15 protein-coding genes are annotated in these 18,401 nt (G+C 66.1%); 6 read left to right on the top strand and 9 right to left on the bottom strand.

The genetic code is table 11. The annotated features are described in order from the left end of the window. Positions 1–613: 613 nt before the first annotated feature. Positions 614–1,402: a TorF family putative porin gene (locus tag ACTOWK_RS18415; protein WP_441331547.1), complete on the bottom strand. Its 789-nt coding sequence runs from the start codon at positions 1,400–1,402 to the stop codon at positions 614–616. A 150-nt stretch (positions 1,403–1,552) separates the two neighbouring features. Here ACTOWK_RS18415 and ACTOWK_RS18420 point away from each other — a divergent pair, with 150 nt between their 5' ends. The 4 genes from ACTOWK_RS18420 (at position 1,553) to ACTOWK_RS18435 (ending at position 5,756) form a co-directional block, all read left to right on the top strand. Beyond that, positions 1,553–2,698, top strand: a complete 1,146-nt coding sequence (locus ACTOWK_RS18420; protein ID WP_441331548.1) for an extracellular solute-binding protein — start codon at positions 1,553–1,555, stop codon at positions 2,696–2,698. A gap of 4 nt (positions 2,699–2,702) precedes the next feature. After that, positions 2,703–3,860, top strand: coding sequence for an ABC transporter ATP-binding protein (locus ACTOWK_RS18425; RefSeq protein WP_441331549.1), 1,158 nt, complete (start codon positions 2,703–2,705; stop codon positions 3,858–3,860). Positions 3,861–4,086: 226 nt separating this feature from the next. Continuing rightward, positions 4,087–4,944 carry an ABC transporter permease subunit gene (locus tag ACTOWK_RS18430; RefSeq protein ID WP_441331581.1) on the top strand — a complete coding sequence of 286 codons (858 nt, stop codon included), beginning with the start codon at positions 4,087–4,089 and terminating at the stop codon, positions 4,942–4,944. Between the two features lie 26 nt (positions 4,945–4,970). Beyond that, the gene (locus tag ACTOWK_RS18435; RefSeq protein ID WP_441331582.1) at positions 4,971–5,756 is read left to right on the top strand and encodes an ABC transporter permease subunit; all 786 of its coding nucleotides are present in this window, start codon (positions 4,971–4,973) and stop codon (positions 5,754–5,756) included. A gap of 878 nt (positions 5,757–6,634) precedes the next feature. Here the strand turns inward: ACTOWK_RS18435 and ACTOWK_RS18440 are convergent. Further along, positions 6,635–7,372, bottom strand: coding sequence for a SapC family protein (locus ACTOWK_RS18440; RefSeq protein WP_441331550.1), 738 nt, complete (start codon positions 7,370–7,372; stop codon positions 6,635–6,637). Between the two features lie 364 nt (positions 7,373–7,736). On the opposite strand from ACTOWK_RS18440, the gene ACTOWK_RS18445 reads away from it, so the two are divergent. Next, positions 7,737–7,949 carry a hypothetical protein gene (locus ACTOWK_RS18445; RefSeq protein ID WP_441331551.1) on the top strand — a complete coding sequence of 71 codons (213 nt, stop codon included), beginning with the start codon at positions 7,737–7,739 and terminating at the stop codon, positions 7,947–7,949. A 55-nt stretch (positions 7,950–8,004) separates the two neighbouring features. Here ACTOWK_RS18445 and crcB read toward each other — a convergent pair whose 3' ends face one another. Both crcB and ACTOWK_RS18455 read right to left on the bottom strand, forming a co-directional pair. Beyond that, positions 8,005–8,391, bottom strand: coding sequence for a fluoride efflux transporter CrcB (crcB, locus tag ACTOWK_RS18450; RefSeq protein WP_441331552.1), 387 nt, complete (start codon positions 8,389–8,391; stop codon positions 8,005–8,007). 97 nt (positions 8,392–8,488) lie between these two features. Next, a complete protein-coding gene (locus tag ACTOWK_RS18455; protein WP_441331583.1) occupies positions 8,489–9,793 on the bottom strand; it encodes a replication-associated recombination protein A in 1,305 nt (434 codons plus the stop codon). 371 nt (positions 9,794–10,164) lie between these two features. Here ACTOWK_RS18455 and ACTOWK_RS18460 point away from each other — a divergent pair, with 371 nt between their 5' ends. Continuing rightward, positions 10,165–10,707, top strand: a complete 543-nt coding sequence (locus ACTOWK_RS18460; RefSeq protein ID WP_441331553.1) for a glycoside hydrolase family 108 protein — start codon at positions 10,165–10,167, stop codon at positions 10,705–10,707. A 267-nt stretch (positions 10,708–10,974) separates the two neighbouring features. Here the strand turns inward: ACTOWK_RS18460 and ACTOWK_RS18465 are convergent, their stop codons facing one another. The 5 genes from ACTOWK_RS18465 to ACTOWK_RS18485 all read right to left on the bottom strand — a co-directional run bounded on the left by ACTOWK_RS18465 (position 10,975) and on the right by ACTOWK_RS18485 (position 18,033). Further along, positions 10,975–11,970, bottom strand: coding sequence for a hypothetical protein (locus tag ACTOWK_RS18465; protein WP_441331554.1), 996 nt, complete (start codon positions 11,968–11,970; stop codon positions 10,975–10,977). A gap of 387 nt (positions 11,971–12,357) precedes the next feature. Further along, entirely contained in the window at positions 12,358–12,990 is a 633-nt protein-coding gene (gene lolA / locus ACTOWK_RS18470) for an outer membrane lipoprotein chaperone LolA (RefSeq protein WP_441331555.1), read from the bottom strand. A gap of 228 nt (positions 12,991–13,218) precedes the next feature. Beyond that, on the bottom strand, positions 13,219–14,067 hold the full coding sequence (locus ACTOWK_RS18475; RefSeq protein ID WP_441331556.1) for a class I SAM-dependent methyltransferase: 849 nt from the start codon (positions 14,065–14,067) through the stop codon (positions 13,219–13,221). Between the two features lie 196 nt (positions 14,068–14,263). Beyond that, positions 14,264–16,627, bottom strand: coding sequence for a DNA translocase FtsK (locus tag ACTOWK_RS18480; RefSeq protein WP_441331557.1), 2,364 nt, complete (start codon positions 16,625–16,627; stop codon positions 14,264–14,266). A gap of 335 nt (positions 16,628–16,962) precedes the next feature. Continuing rightward, complete coding sequence (locus ACTOWK_RS18485) at positions 16,963–18,033, bottom strand: alanine dehydrogenase (protein WP_441331558.1); 1,071 nt, start codon at positions 18,031–18,033, stop codon at positions 16,963–16,965. Positions 18,034–18,401: the final 368 nt, after the last annotated feature.

Here is an 18,401-nt window from a genome sequence, read left to right on the forward strand (position 1 = left end):
AAAGCAACAAAAGAAAGGTAACCAAAGAAAAATGCTTTTCTTTGAGTCAAGGGCCCGCAGGTTCAAGCTGACGCAGGCACTCGCCACACGGACATCCATGTCCCGGTGGCTCACGGCGCGCATCCATGCGCGCCGCCCTCCGGGTGTCCTTTGCCTTCGCGAGTCTTAGGCTGCGCACAGCAAAAGCAAGCGCCGACGGAGCCAAGGGGTAGGAGCGGCGCAAGCCGCGACCTCTTTCATACGGCGACATAGGCCATCATTGTCGTGGTCGCGGCTTGCGCCGCTCCTACCCCGAAGCAGCCTCGCCATTGACGTTGACGTTGACGTTGCTGTGCGTCGCGGGGCACTCGCGAAGGCAATAGAAGACCCGCAGGGCGGCCCGCATGGATGCGGGACGTTTTTCATCGGGACATGGATGTCCCGTATGAAAAAGCCCTGCGTGAGCAACGCTCGTGCGGGCTTGTGATCAAAAGAAAAGCATTTTTCTTTGGTTACCTTTCTTTTGTTGCTTATGACAAAAGAAAGTAACCCGCCGCTTTAGTGGCGAAAGCTTTTAGCGTTTGATCCTGATCCTGATCTTAAATAACGATCGCTCGCGATCAATCGCGCGCCCCTAAAACCTCCACCCCACCACCAAACCAACCCGCCCATCCGCCAACTCCCCATCGTCGAGCGCCTCCGACAACTCCGCCCCATAACTCGAGGTATCGGTGTACTGCAACTCGGCCTGCACCGGCCCGAACTCGCGCGTCAGCGCGAGCAAGTAATCGTTGTAGCTGTCGCCCGCGGCGTCTTCGAGGTCGTAATGGCCGACCTGCGCCTTGAGCCCGAAGCCGCTGTCGCCTAGCGGCCATTCGCCGCCCGCGTTCCAGTAATAGCCCTTGCCGCCCAGGCCGAAGATGTCCGGCGAATACGCCAGGCCGACGTGGTAGTGCTCGGCGAAGCTCAGGGTGCCTTCGAGTTCGGTGTAATCGTAGTCGTAGCCCGAACGCGCGTCCGGGTAGGCGGCGCGGGTCAGGGCCAGGTCCAGTTCCAGGCCGGGCCGCAGTTCGCCGGCCCAGCCGAGGTAGCCGTCGAGTTCGTAGTCGATGCCGTCGTCCTCTTCGCCGGCGGCGGTGAAGTCGATACTCGACCCCCACAGCCCGGCATAGAAGCCGCTTTCGTGTTCAAGCACGATCTCGGCCTGCAACGCCGGGTCTTCCTGGGTCTGGGAGACACCGCGCCAGATATAGTCGCTGAGCGCGCTCACGCCGCCATGCAAGGTCCAGGCCGGCGGTTCGGCGGCCGTGGCAGCGGCGGTGGCGTCTTGTGCAACGGCGGACAGCGGCGACAGGCCCACCAGCCCCAGGGCCAACAGGATCGCACTCGGTACGCGGCGACGGCGATGCGGGCGGTCGGACATGCAGGTCTCTCCAGGCGGGCTGTCGGCGACGATAGCGCAGTCGGGCCGGAAGCCTGTCGCGTGAAGGCCGGCGCCGAAGGCTGTCTTACATTGACACCGCCCGACTGCCCTCCGAACATCCCCGCCATCGCACCTGCTTTGGAGAACGCCGTGACCCTGCGCCTTGCCCCGCTCGCCTGCGCCCTGATGCTCGTCGCCTGCGGCGGCAAACAGCCCGGTCAGGCCGCGCCCGCCGCGCCGGCCGGCGCCGAGGAGAAGGTGCTCAACGTCTACAACTGGTCGGACTACGTCGCCGACGACACCATCAAGAACTTCGAGACGGCCACCGGCATCAAGGTCAACTACGACGTCTACGACGCCAACGAAACTCTGGAGAGCAAGCTCACTGCGGGCGCGTCGGGCTACGACGTGGTGTTTCCGTCGGCGCGTCCCTTCGCCCAGCGCCAGGTCAAGAGCGGGCTGTACGCGGCGCTCGACAAGAGCAAGCTGAGCCATTGGAAGCACCTTGACCCGCAGTTGCTGCAGAACCTGGACGGCATCGACCCGGGCAATGCGCACCTGGTGCCGTACATGTGGGGCACGACCGGTCTCGGCGTCAACGTCGACAAAGTCCAGGCCGCGCTCGGCGCCGGCGCCGCGCTCGACACATGGTCGCTGTTGTTCGATCCGGCCAACGCCGCCAAGCTCGCCAAATGCGGCATCACCGTGCTTGACGACGACCAGGAAGCCTTCGGCGCCGTGCTGATCTGGCGCGGACGCGACCCGAATGCCGGCACCGCCGACGAGATCGAGGTGGTCAAGAAGGTCTTTGAAGCGATCCGGCCGTACGTGCGCACCTTCAACAACGCCGAGTACAAGGACGCCTTCGCCAACGGCGACGCCTGCCTGGTGATGGGCTATTCGGGCGATATCGCCCAGGCCAGCACCGACGCCTTCGATGCCGCGGCCAAGGCCGGCAAGCCGGCGCCGAACCTGCGCTTCGTGCTGCCGAAGGAAGGCGCGATCCGCTGGGTCGACGTGATCGCGGTGCCGAAGGACGGCAAGCACGCGGGCAACGCCCACGCCTTCATCGATTATCTGCTCGACCCCAAGGTCGCCGCGGCGATCAGCAACCACGTCGCCTATGCCAGCGCCAACAAGGACGCGCTGCCGCTGGTCGACCCGGCCATCGCTCAAGACCCGGGCGTGTATCCGCCGGCCGAGGTGCGCGCCAAGCTGATCGACCCCAAGTCCCTGCCCGAAGACGTGCAACGCCAGCGCGTACGCGCCTGGACCCGCATCAAGAGCGGGCACTGAGCGCGTGAGCGTCCCCGCCCGCGGCGCCGCGCTCGAACCCTGGCGCGACCCGTCCGCACAGCCGTTCGTACGCATCGAAGGCGTGACCAAGACCTACGGCAAGGTCTACGCCTGCGACGATATTTCCCTGGACGTGTATCGCGGCGAGTTCTTCGCCCTGCTCGGCGGTTCGGGCTCGGGCAAGAGCAGCCTGCTGCGCGTGCTCGCCGGTTTCGAAACGCCCGACCGCGGCCGCGTGCTGATCGACGGCGTCGACGTCACCGATCTGCCGCCGTACCAGCGGCCGGTCAATATGATGTTCCAGAGTTACGCCCTGTTCCCGCACATGAGCGTGGCCCAGAACATCGCCTTCGGCCTCAAGCAGAGCCTGCCCGGCGAAGCCCGCCTCGGCGCCGGCGAAATCCGCGACCGGGTCCAGGCGATGCTGGAGCTGGTGCGCATGCCGCAACTCGGCAACCGCAAGCCCGACCAATTGTCCGGCGGCCAGCGCCAGCGCGTCGCCCTAGCCCGCGCGCTCGCCAAGCAACCCAAGCTGTTGTTGCTCGACGAGCCGCTCGGCGCGCTCGACAAGAAGCTGCGCGAACACACCCAGTTCGAGTTGGTCAGCATCCAGGAGCGGGTCGGCACCACCTTCATCATGGTCACCCACGACCAGGAAGAAGCGATGACGATGTCCTCGCGGATCGCGGTCATGGACACCGGCCGCATCGTCCAGGTGTCGACGCCGGCGGTGTTGTACGAATACCCGGCGACCCGCTTCGTCGCCGAGTTCATCGGCGGCATCAATCTGCTCGACGGGCGCGTGCTCGGCCACGACGACGGCGGCCTGCTGCGCGTGCACTGCGACGGGGTCGGCGGCGAACTGCTCGCACGCCATCCCGACCCGCTGCCCGAAGGCACCGCGGTCGGCATCGCGGTGCGCCCGGAAAAGATCGACGTGCATGAAACTCGCCCCGAAGGCCTGGACAACGCCGTGGTCGGCAAAGTCCGCGACATCGCCTACCTCGGCGACGTCTCGATCTATCACGTCCAGACCGAGGCCGGCGCGACCTTGCGCGTGCAGGAAACCCATGCCGCGCGCAGCTCCGAGCCGCATTACGACTGGGACGACAGCTTGTGGTTGTCGTGGGATGCCAGTAGCGCGGTGGTGCTGTCATCGTGAAGGCTGTCGTCGTGAGCGCCGGATTCGGGCATTGCCAGTTCATACATAGCGGAGCGGTCTGCGCCTCGATGCTGGGGGTGGGCTTATGAGCGGGATGGAACAAAAGCGGGACTCGGGGGGCTGGGGTTTTTGGGCTGAAGTCGTTAACAACCTCTTCGGGTGGTTCCGCTCGGTCGGCGACGAGTTCCGCAGCCGCCGCGGCCGCCTGCTGGTGACCGCGGTGCCGATGCTGTGGATGGCGCTGTTCTTCCTGGTGCCGTTCCTGATCGTACTCAAGATCAGCTTCGCCCAGGGCCTGTTCGGCCAGGTGCCGCCGTACACACCGTTGATCGAGACCGGTGCCGACGGTGCCGCCTCGCTGCGCCTGCACGCCTCCAACTACACTGCACTGTTGTCGGACCCGCTGTACATCGCCGCTTACCTGAAGTCGCTGCTGTTCGCCTCGGTGTCGACCCTGTTCTGCCTGCTGTTGGGCTATCCGATCGCCTACGGCATCGCGCGCGCGCCGCGAGTGCTGCGCTTGTTGCTGCTGGTGCTGGTGATCCTGCCGTTCTGGACCAGCTCGCTGCTGCGCACCTATGCCCTGATCGGCCTGCTGCGCGCCAACGGCCTCATCAGTCAGGCACTGGCCTGGACCGGCCTGATCGAGCCGGGCGAGGCGGTGCTGCACACCGACCTGGCGGTCTATATCGGCATCACCTACAACTATCTGCCCTTCATGATCCTGCCGCTCGCCGCGACCCTGGTGCGGCTCGACTTCACCCTGCTCGAAGCCGCCGCCGACCTCGGCGCGAAACCCTGGCAGGCGTTCCTGCGCGTGACCCTGCCCTTGTCGATCCCCGGCATCATCGCCGGCACCTTGCTGGTGTTCATCCCGGCGGTCGGCGAATTCGTGATTCCCGACGTGCTCGGCGGCCCGGATGCGCTGACCATCGGCCGGGTGCTGTGGACCGAGTTCTTCACCAACCGCGACTGGCCGCTGTCGGCAGCGATCGCCATCGCCATGCTGTTGCTGATCGTACTGCCCACCTTGCTGTTCGAGTACATCGAGAATCGCCGCGTGGCGCGCGAGGCCCGCTCGTGAAGCGGCGGCCGTTCACCCTCTACACGATGATGGCGCTCGGCTACGCCTTCCTGTACCTGCCGATCGTCTCGGTGATCGTGTTCTCCTTCAGCGGCTCCCGGCGTGCCACCACCTGGGGCGGGTTTTCGCTGCAGTGGTACGGCGCGCTGATGCGCAACGAGCAGATCCTGGAAGCGGTGCAGCGCAGCCTGACCATCGCCGCGATCTCGGCGACCGCCGCGGTCGCGCTCGGCACCGCGAGCGGCCTGGCGCTGTCGCGTTTCGGCCGCTTCCCGGGGCGCGGCATCCTCAGCCTGATGAACTCGGCGCCGATGGTGATGCCCGACGTCATGCTCGGCCTGTCCTCACTGTTGCTGCTCGTCGGCGTGCAGCAGTTGTTCGGCTGGCCCGAGCGCGGCATGACCACGATCACCCTCGCCCACATAACCCTGACCGCCTGCTACGTCACCGTGGTAGTGCGCTCGCGCATGACCTCGATGGACGCGAGCCTGGAAGAAGCGGCGATGGACCTGGGCGCGAAGCCATGGCGGGTGTTCTTCGTCATCACCCTGCCCTTGATCGCCCCGGCCCTGCTGGCCGGCTGGCTGCTCGCTTTCACCCTGTCGCTGGACGACCTGGTCATCGCCAGCTTCACTTCCGGCCCGGGCTCGACCACCTTGCCGATGCTGGTCTATTCCAAGGTCAAGATCGGGGTGACCCCGGAGATCAACGCGCTGACCACGATCATCGTGCTGTTGGTGGCGATCGGGGTCAGCGTGGCGGGTGTGTTGATGCACCGGCGCGAGCGCAAGCTGGCGAAGTTGCGCGACTGAGGTACTTGAGCTCGAGAGGTCGACGCCAGGTCGAGAGCTGTTGCTCTCGCCGTTGCCGTTGCCGTTGCCGTTGCCGTTGCCGAGATTTTGATCTGCTTTGCCGTTTTGCCGGTCAAGCGCAGACCCGGAGGGCGCCGCACAGGACGTGCGGCGTTTTCCGATAAGACAGGGACGTCTTATCGGAAAATCCCGGCGCGCGCATCGCACTCGTGGCTTGTGCCCTTGCAAGGAGAGCCCTTTTCTTTGGTTAGCTTTCTTTTGGGCTTAGCAAAAGAAAGTAACCCGGCCGCTTCAGCGGACGGAAGCTCTGCACTTGTTTGTGGCTTGTGGCTTCTTGCGAAGCAAGATCAAACGCTAAGAGCTTCCGCCACTAAAGCGGCGGGTTACTTTCTTTTGTCTAAAGCAACAAAAGAAAGGTAACTGCACTGACCAGGACCAAGTGCATCACTCTTCATCTGATGACCCGCTTTTTCCTAGGCGGACGGCAAATCAGAAATTCTCGACTGATCAAAGGCTTACTCTGAATCAAGGCCGGTTTACCAGGGAGGAGGTTTAAGCCTTTGATCCGCTTGGGTGATGCACTTGTACCTTGAGAGTGCAAACCAAAGAAAAATGCTTTGTTTTGAATCACCAGCCCGCACGTTCGATGCCGACGCAGGGCTCTACATACGGGGCATCCTTGTCCCGATGAAAAACGGCCCGCATCCATGCGGGCCGCCCTCCGGGTCTTCCACTGCCTTCGCTAGTGTGAGACGACGCACAGCAAGGGCAAGGGCCAGAACCAGGGGCTAGTGCTAATCAAACGAATGCGCGCGAGCGATGCCGAACTTTGCTGTTAGCGAGGCACCGCAACAACGGCACGGAAAACGAAACGCAACTCAGTTGCTCGCCGCCGCCTTGCTCTGCCCTTCCTGCGCCAACGCCGAAAGGCGGTCGAGGTTCTGCATCGAGGTCAGGTGGGTATAGATCAGCCCCAACGCGCCGGAACGCAGCAGGTCCGGGATGAGTTCGTCGCCCAGCTTGAGCAGACGCTCTTCCGACACGACGTAGACGCCGCCGAGTTCGCGCTGCGGTTCGCCTTCGCCGCCGAAACGGATCACCCGCTGCTCCAGCAGGTCGAGTTCCTTGAGCTTGGCGGTGAACGCGGCGGTGCGCCTGAACTCGTCGTGGTAGCTCGACATGAAGCCCATCGCCCGCGCCAGGCTCTCGGTGTCCTCGCCGTTTTCCTGGAACAACGGCTCGCCCTCTTCTTCCGACAGGCCGTCGTAGGCCATGTCGATGCACACCGTCATCGTATTGTTGGCGCGGTCTTCGGTGAGGATGAAGGGATACTGGCGCAGGAACGCCGGCACGTAGCCGCGCTTCCAGCGCGCGTCCTCGCCGACGTAGAGATTCTCCTCGTTGCGCAGGCCGACCATGATCGCCGGCAGGTAATCGCCGCTTTCGAGCTTGGCGAACACGATCGCGTATTCGCAGGCGGCCTGCAGGAACTCGACCGTGGTCAACGGCACCGAGTTGAGCCCGGCGGCGAAGCGGGCGTTGTGCGAGGACGAACGCAGACGCAGGCGGCGATGGGTGTGGCGGTTCAGCGGCACGACTTTGTCGTAGATCAGCATGGAAGTCCCGAATCTGTGGTGTGCCCGCCGACCCGGCGGGTGCGGCGACGATGCCGCATCGCCATGACAGTTACAACGGGGCCGGCCAAGGCCGGCAACGTCGCCCGGTCCTGGGCCCGACACCGGCTCCGGGCTTGGCCCAGCCCCCTTACCCCGGCTACGGTGAAAGCAACTTTCACGTGCACCGCCACCTGTCAAAGCTGTCATCACGTCGCATCCCATATCGTGATTCCCGGCACATACAAGCCATACGTGCCGGGTGCAGGAGAGGGGAAGTGCTTTGTTCAAGGTGTCATTGCGAGAACACGCTCTGCTGAGCGTGCTAGTGGGATTGCAACGAGGGGTGCAGCCGGAAACCAGCCACATGAAGCATGTCCTGATCGAGGACGGGCTGGCCCTGAGCCACGACGGCCGCCTGATCCTGTCGAATGCCGGCATGACCTTGCTGCAGGCGCTGCAGCACATGGTCTGGGCCGAGGTCGAATCCCTGCAACAGGTCCTGGCCAACAAGGTCTCCGCGCCGAGCGACGACGTGCTGCGCATGTCGCGTCATCCGGTCCCGCCGTCGATCGACTGAATCCCGGCAAGCCGCTTGGCCGGCGCTGCTCAGCCGGGGTGCTCAGCCGGGGTGCTCAGCCAGCACGGTTCCAGGCCTGCCCGCTGGCGATGCCGGCCGCAGTCATCGCGAACGAGCCGAGCATGTGCGCGGCAGTCACGCCGAAGGCCCAGCCGAACTGCTGGCGCCCCAGCAACTGCACGACTTCGGCCGAAAAGGTCGAGAAGGTGGTCAGCCCGCCGAGCAGGCCGGTGATGACGAACAAACGCCATTCCGGTGCGATCGAGGGATGCTGCGAGAACCAGGCCACGGCCAGGCCGATGCCGTAGCCGCCGATCAGGTTCGCCGCCAGCGTACCCAGCGGCAGGCTGGCATGGCTCGGGTTGAGCCACAGGCCCAGGCCCCAGCGCGCCCAGGCGCCGATCGCGGCACCGAGGCCGATTGCGAAGAACGAAGCCAACATCGTTGCGAACTCCCGCCTTGCCTGTGCCTGTGGCCCGTCGCGGCCGGCCCGCACCGCGTCTGCGGTCGAGTATGCCCTCGCCTCAGCCACCCTCGCTTCAACCGTCCCCGTCTTCGCCCTGCCCGCCGCCCTCGCCCTTGCCGCGCGCCTGCGAACGCAGTTCGCGCAGGCGCGCGAGCTTCTCGCCGAGCTTGATCTCCAGGCCGCGCGCGACCGGCTGGTAATACACCCGCTCGCCCATCGCATCGGGAAAACCGGTCTGGTCCAGGGCGATGCCGCCGGCCGCGTCGTGGTCGTACTGATAGCCCTTAGCGTAGCCCAGGCGCTCCATCAGCTTGGTCGGCGCATTGCGCAGGTGCATCGGCACGTCCTGGGTGCCGTATTCGCCGACGTCGCTCTTGGCCGCGTTGAAGGCCGCATAGGCCGCGTTCGATTTGGCCGTGCTCGCCAGGTAGATCACCACCTGGGCCAGGGCCAGGTCGCCTTCCGGGCTGCCGAGCCGGTCGTAGGTGTCCCAGGCGTCGACCGCCATCTGCTGGGCGCGCGGATCGGCCAGGCCGATGTCCTCGACCGCCATGCGCACGATCCGGCGCGCCAGGTAATGCGGGTCGCAGCCGCCGTCGAGCATGCGCGCGAACCAGTACAGCGCCGCATCCGGGTTGGAGCTGCGCACGGATTTGTGCAGCGCTGAGATCTGGTCGTAGAACTGGTCGCCGCCCTTGTCGAAGCGGCGGGTGCGGTCGGCCAGCACCTGCGCCAGGGTCGCCTCGGTGATCAGGCCGTCTTCGTCCTGCGACAGCTCGGCTGCGATTTCCAGCAGGGTCAGGGCGCGGCGCACGTCGCCGTCGGCGGCGGTGGCGATCTGCAGCAGCAGTTCGTCGCCGACCTGGATCGATTGCCCGCCCAGGCCGCGCTCCTCGTCTTCGAGCGCGCGGCGCAGGGTCTGGCGGATGTCCTCCGGCGAGACCGATTCCATCACGTGCACGCGGCAGCGCGACAACAGCGCCGAGTTGAGCTCGAACGACGGGTTTTCGGTGGTGGCGCCGACGAACAGGATGGTGCCGCGCTCGATATGCGGCAGGAACGCATCCTGCTGGTTCTTGTTGAAGCGGTGCACTTCGTCGACGAACAGCACGGTGCGGCGGCCGTCGGCGAAACGGTGGGCGGCCTCGGCCAGCACCTGGCGCACCTCCGGCAGGCCCGACAGCACCGCCGAGATCGCCTTGAACTCGGCATCGGCGTAGCGCGCCAACAGCAGCGCCAGAGTGGTCTTGCCGCAGCCCGGCGGCCCCCACAGGATCATCGAGTGCACGCGCCCGGACTCGACCGCGCGGCGCAGCGCCGACCCCGGCGCGAGCAGGCGACGCTGGCCGACCATCTCGTCGAGGGCGCGCGGACGCATGCGTTCGGCGAGCGGGCGCAGGCCGTCGCGGTCTACGCTCAACAGGTCGCGATCGTTAGCGGAGGAAGAGGCGTTGCGGCGGGCCACGGGGCGAACGGGTTCCGGTGTCGGGCGGTCCGACACGATAGCAAGATCGCGCCGGCGGCGAGCCGCGCCTGGGCGCAAGTCTTTGATCCAGCGGGATTTCGCAAACCGCGCCAGGCCCGGGAAATCGAAGGTAGCGGCAAGCGCGGCGGCGAGTGGGTAGGATCCCCGACCGGGCTTGGGCGACCGGACCTCGGCGCGCGCCCGCTCACAAGCCGGCCCTGCCGACGTTCTTGTTCACGCATCGGTACGCCGGAACTCCACCCACTGACACAGCGAGCATCGCGATGGCGGATTTCAACGAGTATTTCCCGCAACTGCTGAAGTTCGAGGGCGGCTACGTCGACGACCCGGCCGACCCGGGCGGCGCGACCAACAAGGGCATCACCCTGGCGACTTTCCAGGCCCACGCGCAATCCCTGCTCGGCATCGCGCCCACCCTCGACAACCTCAAGGCGTTGAGCAACAGCCAGGCAGCCATCCTGTACAAGACCCTGTATTGGGATCCGCTGCAGTGCGACGCGATCGGCCTGCAGTGCCTGGCCGAGGACCTGTTCGATTTCCAGGTCAACGCCGGCTACCACGCGGTGCGACTGCTGCAGACCCTGCTCGGTCCGCCGCTGGTCGCCGACGGCCGTTTCGGCCCCGACACCCTGACCGCCTTGCAGGCGGCCGATCAGGCGACGCTGTACCCGGGTTACCGCCAGGGCCGCATCGACTACTACCAAAACCTGGCCAACGAGCATCCGGTCCTGCAGCGTTTCCTGGCCGGCTGGCTGAGACGCGCGGAATGGTTCCCTGAGCAGGTGCCGGAGCAGACCTCGGCGTAGGGCCGAGGCAGCGCGCGCGGTACGGCGCGCTGGCTAACGGCGCGGTAAACGACCGATCGCGCCAGGCCCGGCGATACGAAGCCGCTCTTACTGCGCTGCCGCTGTGCGCAACGCGGTGCCGCTTGCGCCGTCGTCGGTTCCCGCGATCGGCAGGAGCTAACAAAAAACGCGAGCCCGGCCGGGGCTCGCGTTGCCGGCCGCCGGCACGGCGGCGGCCATGAAGACGACACGCCGAGCTGGCGTGGCGAACTCAAGCGACGGGCTTGCTTACCAACTCGCCCACGACGAGGCCGGAAGGTGCTGCTCGGCGTGCGCGATCACCGCCGCCACCGACGTCAGGTGCCCCACCGCCACCAGTCGGCGCGCGGTATGCCACTGGCTGTCGACGATCTGCGTGCTGAAGTCGTCGTCGCCGAGCATCGTCATCAACGCCAGTTCGTTTGGCGAGCCCTGGCGACGGCTGGCGGAGACGAGGGTCGGCTCGTGCGAATAAAACGCCATGCAGGTGCCCTGGTTCGGCCGCTCGACCATGTCGGGGCGATCGCACAGCGCGATGGCGTGGCCGCTCTGGAATTGGTTATCGTTCCAAGGCCATTGCTTGATGTCGTGGCCGGGGGACGCGGTCGCTACCTGGAAACGCTGGAACTGCGAACCGTTGAGACTGTAATAGGCATAACGCAGGAAATTGACGTCGACGAAAGCGACCGGCAGTTCCGACAGTGCCTTGACCAGGTTCTTCGCACCCGGATGATCCTTGCGGATCGACATGTCCAGCATCATCGCTTCGCGCGGCATGGCGAAGCCGTCGCCGAGGGTAACGCCGAAGGCCATGTCGTAGGGCGCCGCGGCCTCTTCGCCGCCGTCGCAGCTACCGGACAGACCCGGCTCGTCGTAGAGCAGAGGATCGATGCCGAGCAGGATGCCGTGGCTGGCCGGCGTGCCGAGCTGGGCGCCGTCCCAGTTCGGGATCGAGCCGGTCAGCAGCGAGGTACGGCCGGTGCAGTCGCCGCCCTGGGTCGGGTTGTATTCGTTGCCCGCGGTGCCGCGCGTGGTCATCTGGAAATCGGCGCCGGCGTTGTCGTGCGTCACGGCCTGGCGGCCGGCGATCCACAGGCCGGTGATCATCGGCGTGCGCGTCATGAACGGCAGAACTTTTTCGTTGAGCCGGATGCGGATGACGCCGTTGTCTTTCTCGAAGTCCTGGTCCTGGGCGGCCGCCATCGTCGGCAGCAGCAAGGCGATCAATAACGATAGACGCTTCATGCGGTCGTACTCCAGTCGGGTCGCTGGCGGGGAACGCGCGCATGCGGCCAGCGTTGCGCCTGCGCCGGCCTCGCCTCGGGTCCGGGCGAAGCGCGGCGAGCATGCCACCGCGATCGCGTCGGGGCATGCGCTGCCTTGGTTCGTGCTGTGACGCCGCGCAGCCTGCAAGGCGGCGCGGCCGCGGATCGGCCCGGCGAATAGCGCGACGCCTCGCGACGATGCTCTGCGATGCGGCTCACAAACACGAACCCGCGACGTAAACGCAGTTGATCTTGGTCGCAGTTCGCGACATCGGCGCTCGCAAGCCTGCGCACAAACGAAAAACGCGAGCCGGATGGGGCTCGCGTTTCGCGTCTTGCGCAGTGCGGCTTCGCCGCGCGGCGTGGTTCAGCCTTCGCCGATCACGTCCACGCCCTTGGCCGGCGCGTACTTGAACGTGGTCGCCGGGAAGCTCGGGTTGCGCTTCCAGCCACTGAAGTTGATCTCGGTCTTCTGGCCCAGCGCGTCGACGATTTCCATCTTCGCCAGGCCGCCGGCGTTGAAGCCGAGCCTGGCGCTGCGGAAGCTGGCGTCGTTCTCGGTCTTGGGCTGCAGCGACAGCCAGTTGAGGCCGCCGTTGCTGCCGTTGTCCTTGACCACGAACATCGCATCCAGGCGGGTCGGGTCGATCAGCGCGGCGAGCGGGCTGTTCTGTTCCTCGGCGCCCTGCGGACGCACCGTGACCTGCTTGAGATCGGGTTCAAAGACCCAGACCTTCTTGCCGTCGGCGACGATCAACTGCGGGTAGGGCTTGACGTATTCCCAACGGAACAGGCGCGGCGCCGACAGCGCCACCTGGCCCTGCGAGGTTTCCTTGAGCTTGCCGTTGGCGTCGTAGACCTGCTGGGCGAACTGGCCGTTCAGGCCTTTGAGGCCGCGGGTGAAGGCGCCCAGGTCGTCGCGCGCGCCGGCGAAGGCGCCGGCCGAGAACAACACGGCGGCGATCGCGCCGGCCGCGGCGAATTTGACGGTACGAATCATCGGAATACTCCAGAACGCTTGGGCAGAGTCTGACAACAAAAAACTGAACGGGCACGCGCCAAAGCCGGCCCGGCGCTCCATCGGTTCAGCTTAACGGCTTGCCTCGCTTCGGCGACGGCGTCAGCACCCTGCGGTCGCCGTCCAGCTCGGCCGGGGCGATGCCGGCCGCTTCCATCGCCTCGCTCGGGCGGGTCGATCGCCTCGCTCAGGCGGGTCGCTTGTAAGCGTTCATTGCGCCGCTACCGCCCGCCGCCCCAGCAGAACCACGTCGTGATGCCGCTGCAACCCGCCTTCGACATGATCGAGGATGTCGAAATACCGACTCCAGGTTCGCGCGATGTATTCGCGGGCGTGGAAGGTGGTCTGATAGAAATCCGGCAGGCCGTCGAGCTTGAAACGCCCCTTGTGATCGACGCGAAAGGCGATGCCGTACCGGTCCAGCTCGGCCCGTTCTTCCGGCGTGCAGCTGTCGAGTGTGTACTTGCCGTGCACCGTGGTCAGCAGCACGCCTCCGGGCTTGAGGATACGCGCGAGTTCCTCCAACCAGACGTTCTGGTTGCTCTCGTCCAGGTGGGTGAACAGCGAAACGTTGTAGATCACATCGAACGACGCGTCCGCATAGGACGTCGGCGGCGCGGGCGCATTGACCTGGAAGCGTGCGACTTGCGAGAGATGGCGCTGCGCCCATTCGATGGCTTCCGGGTCGATGTCCGAACCGTGGAATTCGCAGTTGCGCGAACGCGCTTTCATTTCACCGACGACCCGCCCCGGCCCGCAGGCGAAATCCAGCACGGTCAGTCCATCCAGGCGCACGCCCTGGCTCTCCAGACAACGCAGCAAATCGGCGGCGACGACCGGACCGGTGGCGACGAAGCTGGCCTCGTCCAGGGCGCGGTGCACGCGATAGCGCAGCATCGGTGGCGGCACCGTCGCGCCACCATGCCGCAGTTTCGCGTCGTAGAGCGCTTGCTCGCGCGCCAGTTCGCGGCGGAACTTGAGGTAGTTGACCAGGCCACCCAGCCAGTACACCGGTGGGATGCGTTTTCCGATCCGCTTCAATCTCGTCTTGAGCGCCATCAATATTTCCGTAGCCGTAAGCTTCCAGGGCCGATGCGACGCCGTGCGGCAGGAGCGCAGACGTGCACCGGAAGGCGCGATGTTACAAGGCGCGATCCGATTAGGCGCAAAATTACCAGACACGATTTTTACCGGGCACCATTACCAGGCCCGAACACCAGACCCGAATACCGGGCCCGATTTACCGGCCGCGACCTTACTTCGGCGGCGGCGGCGCCAGCACGCTGCGGTCGCCGTTGTGCTCGGGCGGGGTGACGATGCCGGCCGCTTCCATCGCCTCGATCAGGCGCGCGGCGCGGTTGTAGCCGATCTTGAGGCGGCGCTGCACGCCCGAGATCGAGGCGCGGCGGGTCTCGGTGACGATGCGCACGGCCTCATCGTAGAGCGGGTCGGATTCGTCGCCGCCGGCGTTGGCGGTTTCCGGCAGGCCGGTCGCGCCGACCACGGTGCCGTCGCCCATCGTCTGCACTTCGTCGAGCACGCCCTCGATGTAGTCCGGGCGGCCGCCGACCTGCTTGAGGTGCTCGACCACGCGGTGCACTTCTTCGTCGGAGACGAAGGCGCCGTGCACGCGCTCGGGCATGGCGGTGCCCGGCGGCAGGTACAGCATGTCGCCGTGACCGAGCAGGGTCTCGGCGCCGGATTGGTCCAGGATGGTGCGCGAGTCGATCTTGCTCGACACCTGGAAGGCGATGCGGGTCGGGATGTTGGCCTTGATCAGGCCGGTGATGACGTCGACCGAGGGACGCTGGGTGGCCAGGATCAGGTGGATGCCGGCGGCGCGCGCTTTCTGCGCCAGGCGGGCGATGAGTTCTTCGACCTTCTTGCCGACGATCATCATCATGTCGGCGAATTCGTCGATGAAGATGACGATGAAGGGCAAGGTTTCCAGCTGCCGCGGCGCTTCGTCCAGCTCGGGGTTCGGCTTGAACAGCGGGTCCATCATCGGCTGGCCCGCTTCCTCGGCGTCGCGGACCTTCTTGTTGAAGCCGGCCAGGTTGCGCACGCCGACCATCGACATCAGCTTGTAGCGGCGCTCCATCTCGGCCACGCACCAGCGCAGGCCGTTGGCGGCTTCCTTCATGTCGGTGACGACCGGCGCCAGCAGATGCGGAATGCCCTCGTAGACCGAGAGTTCGAGCATCTTCGGGTCGATCATCAGCATCCGCAGTTCTTTTGCGGAGGCCTTGTACAGCAGGCTCAACACCATCGCGTTGACCGCGACCGACTTGCCCGAACCGGTGGTGCCGGCGACCAAAAGGTGCGGCATGCGCGCCAGATCGGCCACCGTCGGCCGCCCGGCGATGTCCTTGCCCAGCGCCAGGGTCAGCGGACTGCCGGACTTGTCGTATTCCTTCGAGCGCAGCAGCTCCGACAGGTAGATCATTTCGCGGCTGGTGTTCGGCGTTTCCAGGCCGATCACCGACTTGCCGGGGATCACGTCGACCACGCGCACCGACTTGACCGACAGGCCGCGGGCGATGTCCTTGTCGAGCGTGCTGATCTGGCTGACCTTGACGCCGGGCGCCGGCTGCACCTCGAAGCGGGTGATGACCGGCCCGGGATAGGCGCCCATGACCTGGGCGTCGATGCGGAAATCCTTGAGCTTGAATTCGATCTGCCGCGACAGGGTTTCCAGGGTCTCTTCGCTGTAGCCCTTGGGCTGCGGCTTGGGATCGTCGAGCAAGGCCAGCGGCGGCAGACCGCTGCCGTCGCCGGTGTTGAACAACGGGATCTGGGTTTCGCGCTTGGCGCGTTCGCTCTTTTCCACCACCGGCGCCGGCGGCGGTTCGATCCGCACCTTCTCGCGCTTGGAGCGCAGCTCGGTGTCGACCTTGCGCACTTCCTCGCGCTCTTCGCGCATGACCTGGGCCTGGCGCCATTCGGTCGCCTGCTGGCTGCCGCGGCGGAACAGTTTGCTCAGGCTAGGGCCCAAGGCCATCGTCCACTGACCCAGCTTGTCCATGACCGCGAACCAGGAGATGCCGGTGGCCAGGGTCACCGAGATCAACAGCAGCGCGAGCAGAAACAGATTGCCGCCGACCGGGCCGAAGCCGGAGTACAGCGAACGCCCGACCAATTGGCCGAGGATGCCGCCGCTGCCGGCGGAGAAATCTTCGGCCGGGCCGAAACGCAGTTGCAACAGGCCGGTCGCCGAGACCAGGAAACCGACGATGCCGATCAGACGCAGCGCCGGGCCGAGGTCGGCTTCGCCGTCGCCGTCGGTGTCCATGCCGAACAAGGCGATCCAGGCGATCGCGCCGAGCATGATCGGCAGCAGGAAGGCGACGTAGCCGCACAGGTACAGCAATACATCGGCGGTCCAGGCGCCGACGCGGCCGCCGACGTTGTGCAGCGGCGCGGTGATCGAACCCGAATGCGACCAGCCCGGATCGGACGGCGAAAACGTCATCAGGCTCGCCAGCAGATACAGCAGCAGCGGTGCGATCACGATCAGGACGATGTCGCGCATCAGCCGCTGACGTCGCGGCGACGGCGGGCGCTTTTCGGTCTCGGCCGCTTTGGCCTTCTTGCGACTGGCTGTGGGAGCTTGCGCCACCGTGATGTGCTGCCTTAGGTTGATACTGTTAGTTGTTGAATATACAGCCGAATCGAGCGAAGTGGAAAGAAAGCGGCTGACCGCCCACCCAGGGCCGGCCCGCGCCCTGCTCCCGATTGCACCGCGGCATCGTCGTCCGACCGGGAATCGCGCCCGGCCCAACGCAACCGCCCCATCAAACCCGCCCCAATAAAAACGGGGCGGCGGCGGGACGTTGGCTCCGAGATCGGCCACCGCCCCACCTTACCGCCCCGCTCCGCCGGCGCAAACCGTCCCGGGCGAGCGGTGGCGATGCCTCGCCCCCGCGCCCGGCGGTCCGGCCGTCTCTCAGCCGCTTACAGCTTCATGCCCTGCAGGGCCGGGTGGATCAGCTGGCCGGCTTCGACGTTGATGCCGCGCACCAGCGCCGGGTTGTTGCGCCACTCGGCGCCGGCGGCCAGCTTGTTGACCCAGGGCAGGATCGCCGCGCAGATCGCTTGCGAGGAGGTCTGCGGCACCGCGCCCGGCATATTGGTCACGCAGAAGTGGGTCACGCCCTCTTCGACGTAGGTCGGTTCCTTCCAGGTGGTCGGACGCGAGGTCTCGAAGCAGCCGCCCTGGTCGATCGAGATGTCGACCACCACGCTGCCGTCTTCCATGCCCTTGAGCATTTCGCGGGTCAGCACGTGCGGCGCGCGCGCGCCGGTCACCAGCACCGCGCCGATCACCAGGTCGGCCGAGGCCACTTCGCGGGCGACCACGTCGACGTAGGGGAACAACGCGGTGACGTTGTTGCCCAGGCGCATCATCTGGTCCATGCGGTCCTGGCGCATTTCGAACACGGTGACGTTGGAACCGCCGGCCGCGGCCAGCGCCGCCGACGCGCCGCCGGCCTGGCCCGCACCGAACACCACCACCTTGCCGCGCTCGGTCGACGGCAGGCCGCCGAGCAGCTTGCCCTTGCCGCTCATGGGCTGGTGCAGCAGGTGGGTGCCGACCTGGACGCCGATCTTGCCGGCGATGATCGACATCGGCGCCAGCAGCGGCAGGTCGCCGTTGGGCAGCTCGACGGTCTCGAAGGCGATGCCGGTCAGGCCGATGTCGAGCAGTTGCTTGGTCAGCACCGGTTCGGCGGCCAGGTGCAGGTAGCAGAACAGCAGGTGATCCTTGCGCAGGTGCTGCAGGTCGCCGGCGATCGGCTCCTTGACCTTGACGATCAGCTCGCCCTTTTCGTACAGCGCCGCCGCGTCCGGGGCGATCTTCACGCCCAGACGGGTGTAGTCGGAGTCCTTGAACCCGCTCTTGATGCCCGCGTCCTGTTCCAGCCAGACCTCGTGGCCGCGCTTGACCAGATCGCCCGCCGCGGCGGGAACGAGCGCGACGCGCCCTTCGAGGGTCTTGGTTTCCTTCGGTACGCCGATACGCATTGCTGTCTCCAGTGCGGCCCAGAAAAAACGCCGCATGCGCGGCGCCCCAAGCCTGATTGTCTAAGTTGTCGTGTGGTGTCGTAACGTTGCGGTGGAACGTGGAGCGGTGGCGAATGTGCTTGAACGAGTCTTCGTGAGCGTCTGTTCTTGAAGCGGTTCCGGTAAGGCGGCCGCGCTGCGCGACGCGCTGCGCCTGCCAAGCACGCCTGCCAAGCACGCCTGCTAAATAAGCCCACAGGCGAGCGCCGCGTTAGCCGGCAACGGGCGGTTCGCGGGGACGCAACGTTGCGTCCGTACGACACGCCTTGTTTTGCCGGGACGCCGCCTCCAAGCTATGCCCTGCTCCTGAAACTTCAACACGCCGGCGT

The organism is Lysobacter sp. CA196 (assembly GCF_052078695.1).
GTDB lineage: Bacteria > Pseudomonadota > Gammaproteobacteria > Xanthomonadales > Xanthomonadaceae > Lysobacter.